Raw genomic sequence first — 9,555 nt, 5'->3', positions numbered from 1 at the left:
AACAAGCTCGACGCCGAAGCCCGCGCCGACCGACAGGGGCGGACAGCCGACCTGCTGGGACGCCTCGACTTCCTGATCCTTGACGAGCTCGGCTATCTGCCCTTTGCCCAGACCGGCGGCCAGCGCCTCTTTCATCTGATCAGCCGCCTGTACGAGCGCAGCTCGGTCATCGTCACGACCAACCTGGCCTTCGATGAATGGCCCACCGTCTTCGCCGATCCCAAGATGACGACCGCGCTCCTCGACCGTCTCACTCACCACTGCGAGATCCTCGAAACCGGCAACGAGATCTGGCGCTTCAAGAACCGCGCCTGAGCTCAAGCAAGCTGGCCCGAAAAGCGGCTGCGCCACCTGAAAGCTGCGCCGCGTCGGGCCAGCTTGAGACCCGAAAAGCGGCCCCGCTTTCAGAGCTTAAACCAGATCCCCTTTCAGAACCGATTGACACCATGCGGATTCTACCAGCCAATGGACGGCAGCGCGCAAGGGGCCTGCTTTCTTCGCCTATTCAGACAATTACCTGATCGACACGGATCACGGGATCATCATAGATGTCGAGGCGACCCTTCGGTGCGGCAAGCCGAGGTCGGCTCAACGCTCATCATGCTGGACCGCACATCTAAGCGCTTCGACATTCGCCCGGATTGGTTGGTCGCGGATACGGCCTATGGATCAGAAGAAAGCCTGGTCGAGATCGTCCTGAAGCGAAAAATCCTGCCCTTCATCCCCGTCATAGACAAAGGCGAGCGCACGGATGGCACCCTGTCTCGCTCCGACTTCACCTGGGATGAAGAGAATGACCGCTACATCTGCCCTGAAGGCAAGGACCTGCGGCATGCGCGGCGAAACTACTCCGATCCGGCGCGCCTATCGACCGAGATGAAGCCTCGTAGGTATCGCGCTGTAAAAGCCGACTGCCAGTCTTGCCCGCTGAAGGCGCAGTGCTGCCCGAACAGCGAAACGCGCAGCCTGCAGCGCGGCAAGTTCGAGATCGTGCGGGACTTCGCCCGAACCTGCACAGCGTCACCTCTCAACGAGACGGCTATGAGACGGCGCAAGAAGGTCGAAATGCTCTTCGCGCACCTGAAACGCATTCTTGGCCTCACCCGTCTGCGGTTAAGAGGGCCGTTGGGCATGAAAGACGAATTTACGCTGGCAGCGATTACCCAGAACCTCCGGAAATTGGCCAAGCTCAACCCCGAGATGCCCCGAGCAACGGTGGTTGGCTGAGAAAGCCAAAACGCGCGCGCCTCAAACAGGCAGGAAATTCCCCGACGGCCACTACGCCGTCCCTCCGAGCAGCAAATCTCCGACGAGTTTTTCAACAGCATCGGCCTGAAAAAGCGTTTCGCAGCGCTCGGCCAGATCCAGCAGGGCCGGATCGCTGTGCCCTGAGGCGATCAGCATGACCCCGATGGTGTCGCTCGCATGGGCAAAGGGCAGCGAAATGCTGCACCCGTTCATGACATTGGCGATGGTCGGGTTGCGCAGGGCTTGCAGGTTGATACGCCCGAAATCCGCATCGTCCTGCACCGCGTCAAAGCGGGGCGGCAGGATCGGCACGGTTGGCATCAGCAGCGCGCGCCCGTCCAGTTCCGCATCGAAAGCCGCGATCAAATCGTTGCGCAGGTTCAGGGTCTGGCGGTAGCTCACGGCCGTCGCCTCATCGGCGCGGGCCATCCTAGAGGCGACGCGGGGGTCAAGGCTGTCGAACCGTGTCTGGAAAGCATCTTCGTATTCGGCGCGGCTTTCGACGGAGGAAAACTGCCAGACGGCAAGGGATTTCATCGCCTCCAGCGCGGCGAAGCTGTGCGTGCTGACTGTGAACCCCGCCTCGCGGAGCAGCGCCACCGCCGCATCAAACCCGGCGCGCACCGCAGGATCAAGGTCGTCCATGCCGAAATTCTCGGGGATGACGAATTCCGGTCTGATCGCCAGCGTGTCGGCCTGCTCCGTTGCAATGGCCTGCCAGACGGCGCGGCAGGTGGCGACATCGCGCGCCATGGGGCCGATGCTGTCTAGGCTGCGCGACAGCGGGCGGCAGCCTGTCTGAGACACGCTCGACTGGCTGGGCTTGAACCCGGTGATGCCGTTGAACGCCGCCGGGATGCGGAGCGATCCGCCCGTATCGGTGCCGATGGCCACATCCGCCAGCCCCTGCGCCACGCTCACCGCGCCGCCCGAGGTCGACCCGCCCGGAATGCAGCCGGGGTAGAGCGCATTTTCCGGCGTGCCGTAATGCGGATTGAGGCCAAGCCCCGAATAAGCCAGTTCGGTCATGTTGGTATGCCCGACCAGCACGCAGCCCTGCGCGCGCAGGGCCGCCACCACGTCGGCGTCTTTGGTCGCGGGGGCATTGTCCCCCATGAAGGTGGTGCCCGCGTGGGTGACGTGGCCTTTGACGTCGAGCAAATCCTTGATCGACACCAGCGCACCGGCGAGCGCGGTGTCTGGCAGGTCTGCGGCGGGCTCATCGAACAGGTGGGTATAGACGTGCTGCGTGCCGGGCGCGTTGGTCTTGATGCGGGTCTGAACGTCTTGCAGGCGGGCGATTGCGGTCGCTGCCGACCATGGGAAGGCTTTGGGCATTGGGCTACTCTTTCAGATAATTCGTGGCGCAGGCCACGGCGATATTGGCGGCGCGGGCGCAAAGCTCGTTGCGCGGATCGCCCAGAAAGGATGCGGTGAACCCGAGGTCATCGAGCTTCCAGCCCGGATCGAACGGCGCGATCCGGCCTTGTTTGACGAATTGCTCGGCGAATTGATGCGGGAACAGCCCAACGCCGATGCCCGTTGCGACCATCTCCAGCCCGGCGTGAATGGAGCTGGTCGGGAACAGCTGGGTGGAATGGCCATAGCGGTCGATCATCTGGCGGCGCAGATCGCGGTAAGGGCGGGAGTTGCGATTATAGGTCACCACGGGCGAATGGCGCAGATCCGGATCGGGGCGCCCGGCGGGTTTGAACCAGGTCAGCGCCACCTTGGGCAGGTCGATATTGTCGACCGTGTAATCCGAGATCGGCCCCATCAGCAGCGCAAGGTCGATGTTGCGTTCCAGCAGTTGCTGGCGCAGGTTGACCGAGACATCGACAACGATCTCGACCCGGATCTTGGGATAGGATTCATACAGCGCCGACAGGAATTTCGGCAGCCAGAGCTGCACGATGGTTTCCGCGACGCCGACGCGCAGCAGGCTGTCCTCGGCTTCGGCGGGGATGATGTCGGCCTTGATGCCCTCGACCAGATCAAGGATCTTTTCCGAATAATCCCGCAGCAACACGCCCTTTTTGGTCAGGGTCACGCCGCGTTGGGCGCGATCGAACAGCCGCGTGCCCAAGGATTGTTCCAGCGCCGCGATGCGCCCGGATACAGCGGGCTGCGAGATGTTCATTTCCTGCGCGGCGCGGCGCACACCGCCAAGGCGCGACACCCAGAGAAAGGTGATCAGCTGATCCAGTGTCATTGCGCCCGGTCCTTTGGCTGCATGGTCTGGCTCATACCACGAACATCTGCCGGGGGAAGTGCAGCAAGGGGCGCGCGCCGTCCGGCTCGGTGAGCATCATCTCGCCAAGCGCGGCGCCGCCAAGGCCCGGCACGAACAGATTGGGGTGCAATTCTAACATCATGGCGCATTCAACAGCCACCGGCGGGGGGGGGCAATCGCGAAATGCCTCCGGCCCCCAATGCTGGGGGAAGGCGTCAGACAATACCGGCTCTTCGTAAGAGAGGCCAAGCCCGTGGCCACCGCGAAACCGCTGCACACCCGGCCAATGCGCGCTGCGCGGCACGACCACATCCGAGATGGCGGCTTCGACGTCCTGCACCAGCTGGCCCGGTGTCAGCGCGGTTTGCCCGGCGATCAGCGCGTCTTCGGTGATCTGCCAGAGCGTTTGGTGATCCGGGGTGATCTGTCCCATCGCGCCCATGCGGATGCCATGCGCCCAATAGCCATCGACGGTCAGCGCGAGGCCGAACAATACCTGATCGCCGTGTTTCGGGGTGTCGCGGTTTTCCTCGGGCCAATAGCGCGGGCGATCCGCCGCGGCGCGCACCGTCAGCCATGTCCGGCAGTATTCAGCGCCCTCAAGCTTCGCGTGGGTTTCAAGCCGGGTCTGGGTTTTCCAGACCGGCTCGCCCCGGCGCAACAGTTGCGGCAGACGGTCGAACAGATCGTCGCATAGCGCCGCCCCGGCCTGCATCGCGGCAATCTCGGATCGGTGCTTGATCGCCCGCAGACGCGACAGGATGGCATCGGCGGGGGTCAGTGTGGCGGGCCCCAACGCGGCGCGCAGGCTTTCAAATGTCGCTTGCGGCATCTCGCCAAAGCCCACCGTTGCCAGTTTGCGGGCCGTGCCAAGCTGGGCGGCAATGCTTGCGCCCCAGCCGCTGGCAGGCAGAGCGGCGGCGTCAAACCCGGTGGGCGGTGCAAGGAACGGGCTGCCGATCAGCAAGCGGCAGCCCTCTGGGGTCAGGATCGCAAGGCTTTGCGCCTCGTGGCTGTTCCAGCCGGTCAGATAGCGCATCGCCCCATGCGATGCGCTGCCCGCCCCCAACGCATCGCCATAGCCGAAGACCAGAATGGCATCGGCCTGCAGCGCCTGCCACAGCGCCGCGCGGCGGGCGCTGAAATCATGGGGCGGGCGCGGAGTCATGCCACGATGGGCAGGATGCGGGCGCTGTATTCCAGCGTGATGCTGCGCTCGCGCGCCGGATCATGCAGCGTCATCCGGTACTCGGCCGCAGGGCGCACCCCGCCAATCGCCCCCAGCGTGCCGCAGAGCATGGCGGTACCGTCGGCAAATTCGGTGCCCGCCATCAGCTCTGCCAGCGGTCGGATCGCCGCCAGCGTGCCGTCCTGATAGGTGACCCAGTCGCCGTTCTCAAAGATCTCGCAGCGCAGGATCAGCGAGTCCAGATCGGCAGCGATCTCGTCGAAATCCCAGACCTCGGCGGCCATGGGCTTGGGGCAGGCCTGTTTCGAGGCGGCAACCGAATAGGCTTCGAGTTCCCGGTCGGTATGATCCGACGCCAACCCCAGCCACAGCTTTCCGTCCATACGGATCAACAATGGTTCGACCTCGCCCGAGCTGGTCTCGCCCAGCACGTCGATCACCGGGGCTTGCGTGAGCAACCCGTTCGAGACGCGGTAATACAGCGGCACCTGCGACGGCGGGGCGATGCCCAGCTCGGCCAACTCGTCGATATGGTGCTGGACGGCAGCGTGGTCGCGCCCGGTCCAGCCGGCGACAATCAGCCTGTCGACGGACAGGGGCATGGTTTGCCCAAGGTAAGAGACGTGCATTTCAGAAGTCCTAGATATGTTCGGGAAGATAAAGCGCGATGGCCGGGAACGCGATGAGCAAGCCCACCATCACCAGCATGGCCAGCGCGTAAGGGATGACCCCCAGCATAACGTCAAACAGCGAGCCCGATTTGCGCACGCCCTGCACCACATACAGGTTGAGGCCAACGGGCGGCGTGATCAGCGCCATTTCCACAAGGATGATCATCAGGATGCCGAACCACAGCTTGTCATAGCCCAGCTGTTCGACGATCGGCACAACGATCGGAATGGTGGCAACCATCAGCGACAGGGTCTCGATGAAGAAGCCCAGCACGATATACATCACCACGATGATCAGCAGCGTTGCCAGCGCGCCAAGGCCCAGCCCTTGCAGGAACTCCTGCAACGCGCGGCTGACGCCCGATGCGGTCAGCACGAAGTTCAGCACATAGGCCCCGATCACCACCAGCATGATCATCGACGTGGTGCGGATCGTGCCCTTGAGGCTGGCGACGATCATCTCCCATGTGATGGCGCGCTGTGTGGCGGCGATGGCGAATGCCATGGCAACGCCGATGGCGGCGGCCTCGGTCGGGGTGGCCCAGCCGGCATAGATCGACCCGACGATGGCGCCGAACAACCCCAGCAGCGGCACCAGATCCACCAGCCCGTTGATGCGCTTCTGCCAAGTGGCCGAAATGCCGGGGCCCCCAAGCGACGGGCGGATGATGCAAAAGATCGCGGTGACCACCATGAACAGCAGCGCCAGCGCAAATCCGGGGATCAGCCCCGCCAGAAACAGCTTGGGGATCGAGGTTTCGGTGAGGAATCCGTAGACGATCAGGTTGATCGACGGCGGGATCATGATGCCCAGCGTGCCGCCCGCCGCGATGGCGCCGGAAAACAGTTTGGGGTCATAGCCCAGCCGTTCGGCCTGCGGGGTTGCCACGGATGCGACGGTCGCTGCCGTTGCCACCGATGAGCCCGAGGTCGCCGAAAACAGCGTGGCGGTGGCGATATTGGCGTGGATCAACCCGCCGGGCAGCCACGATACCCAGGATTCCAGCGCCGCATAGGTGCGCTGCGCCACGCCGGAGCGCACGAGGATCTCGCCCAGCAGCACAAAGAACGGAATGGCGATCAAGGTCGCGCTATTGGACGACGACCAGACCACCTGCCCCAATCCGCGCATCAGCGGAAACGGACTGAACAGGGCGTCGATGCCAAAGCCCAGCAGAAACAGCACGATGCCGACCGGGATCGACAGGGCGAGCAGCACAAGCAGCCCGACGGATGTAAAAAGGATCATGCTTCGCCTCGCGATCCGGCAAATTCTTCGATGTCGTCATGGCGCCCGCTGACAAGGAACAGGCAGACGCAGGCCGCCAGCATTACCGCCGACAGGGCGAACCACAGCCAACCGGCCATCCACAGCGATTGCGGAATCCACAGCGGCGTTTCCAGCGTGGTGTTCGCGGTGGAATTGTTGGCGATGGATTTCGCCAGCACCGGCCAGGCGCGATAGGCCACCGTGACCGCCACCGCCGCCAGCGACAGGATCGACACGGCGTCGAACCACGCCCTGACCGCGGTGCCTCCCCGTGCGCGGATGATGTCGATCCGCACATGGGCAAGGCAGGTCAGGGCGTAGCTTACGCCCCAGCTCGTCACCACGGCCATGGCATAGCCCGACAGCTCGTCGGTGCCGCCAAGAGACATGCCGAACGGTCTGGCGATCACGTCGTAAAGGGTGACGCAGACGCTGAGCAGCAGCAGCAGACCCGCGGCCACCGCCAGCTTTTCGTTCAGCATCCGCAGGAACGAGAGGAGCGTTGTCATGTCAGACCCTTACTTCAGATCGATCTGAACGCCGGTGGCAGCGCCCACGGTGTCGTTCCAGCGCTGGCCCCAGTCGCCGCCGGCGCGCTCGGCCCAGTCAGGCAGAACCTCGGTCACAAGGATGTTGCGCGCGGTTTCCTGATCCTGCGCCGTGGCTTCGACCAGCGTCATGCCGCGGGCTTCGGTCGGGCACTCGCCCTCACCGGTCAGGCAGGCGACGTCGGTCGCAAGCGCGGCCTGCGCGCTGGCCCATGCGGGGGCTTCGAGCTCGTCGGTGACGGCGGTCTGGATCAGCGCCTGATCTTCGGCGCTGAGCGAAGTCCACTTGTCCATGTTCATCGCGGTGACAACCGGATCCCAGCCGCCCAGCGGGATCGGCATCAGATGCGTCGAGACCTCCCACCAACCGGCGCTATAGCCAGATCCGGCCCCGGTCACGGCGCAATCGACCACGCCCTTTTGCAGCGCGCCGGGCACTTCGCCAAAGCTGATGCTGACGGCTTCGGCGCCTAGCGCTTCGAGCAGCTTGCCGGTCATGCGGCCCGAGGCGCGCACCTTCTTGCCTTCAAGATCGGCGAGCGAGCCGATCTCGGCGTTGCAGAACACCACCTGCGGCGGATAGGGCGCAACGCCGAGAACCTTTGCGTTGAACACATCGGCAAAGATCTCGTCCATCAGCGGGCGCGAGGCGTCTACCATGGCCTTGGCGTCGGCGGCATCGGTGGCAATCAGCGGCACGTCGAAGCCTTCGAGCGCGGCGGAATCGGCCACCGCGTAATCGGCAACGGTCATGCCCACATCGAACACGCCCTGCCCCAGCATGCGGAACACGTCGCCGCCGCCGATGCCCATCTGGTCATGAGTGGTCAGCGCCGCGGTGATCTTGCCATCGCTGGCGGCGGGCATCTTGTCTTCCCAGAACGGCTTTTCATACTGCTTGTGCAGCGGCAGGCCGCTCCAGCTGCCGACGACGGCAAGCTCTTCGGCAAAGGCGGCGCTGCCGGTCAGGGCGATGGTCAGGCTCAGCAGGCTGATGGTGGATTTCATCGAGGTCTCTCCTTGTTGGGTGGTCTTGTTGTTGTGTCAGGGCGCGGCAAAGCCGGTGGGCATGGCCTCGTCCGCATCGGTGATCAGCATGGCGCCGGGGGCGTGGGTGATGGCGATTTCGGGCGCGGCGTTGGACAGCGCGACCTGCGTGGTGACGCCGCAGCCCCAGAAGGCGGGCACCTCGCCGTCCTTGATCGGCACCGCCGCGCCCCAGTTGGGGGAGGCAATATCTGTGATGCCGATCTCGGCCGGATCACCGATATGCACCGGCGCGCCATGGGCATGGGGAAAGGCCTGACAGATGCGGCGCACGTCATCGGCGCGCTCTTTGGGGATCGGGCGCATGCTGACCACGGCAGGCCCGCCGAAACGGCCCACCGGGGTGGTGGCAATGTTGCTGCGATACATCGGGACAGTCACGTCTTCGGTGACATGGCGCATTTCGACGCCCGCGCGCATCAGCGCATTCTCGAAGGTGAACGAACAGCCCACCGCAAAGGCCATGAAGTCATCGCGCCACAGCGCCTTGATGTCCTGAACCCGCTCGACCGCCTGACCGGGGCGATAGACGAAATACAGCGGCAGATCGCTGCGCAGGTCGATATCCGCGCCGAGATCCGCAAACCCGGTCTCGCCCGGGGCAGAGGCGGCGATCAGCGGGCAGAACACCGGGTTTTCCTGACAGAACCGCTCGAAATCCACACCATCCGCCGCGGGCAGAATGACGAGATTGCACTGCAACCGCCCCGTACACAGACCTGCCGTGTGGCCGGAATAGGCGTTGGCGCGCAATACCTGTCGGACCTCCGGGGCGGACAGCCCGGTAAGCTCTGCATGGCTGGTGCGGTGCGGTTTGGGTTTGACGTCCATTGGGGTCTCCTGTTGGGACGGGACCGTGGCACGACTCGGAGTATAACCCAAAACTGTATATCTAGATCACAATTGATCGGAAATCGTGATACCTTGCGGATCAACGCACCGCACAGCCGGGGGCGTCGCACCTCGGACGGGTGATAAGTATAATTTTGACAGGGACTTAACCTGCGCAGACCGTCGCGCCGGAATTGCCGCTGAAAAGGCGCGCAAAAGGCCCGTTACCGCTGCCGGATGGCGTGTTCAAGGCTGGCGAATATCACCACTCTTCGAACCTGCCTGTTTTTTGAGCGACGCGATGCCGCGCGGCACGATCATGTCCGGTCGATCAGGATCAGACCGTCACCACGGCAGCGTTTCCTGTCAATCGGCTCCGAACTCTGCCCAAGGACAGGCGTGGAACATTGGGTCCGACTCAATTTCTGTGGCGTCTTCATACCGAATGTTGGAGACGTGCGAGGAGGAGTTCGATACCGGCGGCACCATACATCTGCCGCTTCAGCATCTTCAGCCGG

The 9,555-nt window shown here is 63.9% G+C and carries 9 protein-coding genes and 1 pseudogene; 2 read left to right on the top strand and 8 right to left on the bottom strand.

Annotation, left to right across the window (positions count from 1 at the left end; genetic code table 11):
- Both Q4543_RS22890 and Q4543_RS22885 read left to right on the top strand, forming a co-directional pair.
- Positions 1 to 315, top strand: a 315-nt coding sequence (locus Q4543_RS22890; RefSeq protein WP_303442173.1) for an ATP-binding protein, incomplete at its 5' end; no start/stop codon positions are given.
- Positions 316 to 445: 130 nt separating this feature from the next.
- Positions 446 to 1,227: pseudogene (locus Q4543_RS22885) on the top strand (transposase); the annotation flags it as partial.
- A 51-nt stretch (positions 1,228 to 1,278) separates the two neighbouring features.
- Here Q4543_RS22885 and Q4543_RS22880 read toward each other — a convergent pair.
- From Q4543_RS22880 to Q4543_RS22845, 8 genes are read right to left on the bottom strand one after another with little or no spacing between them, the layout of a single operon-like run.
- Complete coding sequence (locus Q4543_RS22880; RefSeq protein ID WP_303442172.1) at positions 1,279 to 2,586, bottom strand: amidase family protein; 1,308 nt, start codon at positions 2,584 to 2,586, stop codon at positions 1,279 to 1,281.
- Positions 2,587 to 2,590: 4 nt separating this feature from the next.
- On the bottom strand, positions 2,591 to 3,460 hold the full coding sequence (locus Q4543_RS22875) for a LysR family transcriptional regulator (RefSeq protein WP_216002809.1): 870 nt from the start codon (positions 3,458 to 3,460) through the stop codon (positions 2,591 to 2,593).
- A gap of 31 nt (positions 3,461 to 3,491) precedes the next feature.
- On the bottom strand, positions 3,492 to 4,649 hold the full coding sequence (locus tag Q4543_RS22870; RefSeq protein WP_303442169.1) for a Xaa-Pro peptidase family protein: 1,158 nt from the start codon (positions 4,647 to 4,649) through the stop codon (positions 3,492 to 3,494).
- Positions 4,646 to 5,299, bottom strand: coding sequence for a DUF2848 domain-containing protein (locus tag Q4543_RS22865; protein WP_303442167.1), 654 nt, complete (start codon positions 5,297 to 5,299; stop codon positions 4,646 to 4,648). The genes Q4543_RS22870 and Q4543_RS22865 overlap by 4 nt, the downstream gene beginning before the upstream one ends.
- 10 nt (positions 5,300 to 5,309) lie before the next feature.
- Positions 5,310 to 6,590, bottom strand: coding sequence for a TRAP transporter large permease (locus Q4543_RS22860; protein WP_303442165.1), 1,281 nt, complete (start codon positions 6,588 to 6,590; stop codon positions 5,310 to 5,312).
- A complete protein-coding gene (locus Q4543_RS22855) occupies positions 6,587 to 7,120 on the bottom strand; it encodes a TRAP transporter small permease subunit (RefSeq protein WP_303442163.1) in 534 nt (177 codons plus the stop codon). The genes Q4543_RS22860 and Q4543_RS22855 overlap by 4 nt, the downstream gene beginning before the upstream one ends.
- Positions 7,121 to 7,129: 9 nt before the next feature.
- A complete protein-coding gene (locus Q4543_RS22850) occupies positions 7,130 to 8,167 on the bottom strand; it encodes a TRAP transporter substrate-binding protein (protein ID WP_303442161.1) in 1,038 nt (345 codons plus the stop codon).
- Between the two features lie 36 nt (positions 8,168 to 8,203).
- Positions 8,204 to 9,037: a putative hydro-lyase gene (locus Q4543_RS22845; RefSeq protein ID WP_303442159.1), complete on the bottom strand. Its 834-nt coding sequence runs from the start codon at positions 9,035 to 9,037 to the stop codon at positions 8,204 to 8,206.
- Between the last annotated feature and the right edge of the window lie 518 nt (positions 9,038 to 9,555).

This window comes from Salipiger sp. 1_MG-2023 (assembly GCF_030547555.1).
Taxonomy (GTDB): Bacteria; Pseudomonadota; Alphaproteobacteria; order Rhodobacterales; family Rhodobacteraceae; genus Salipiger.
This window is presented reverse-complemented; position numbering and strand designations above follow the sequence as displayed.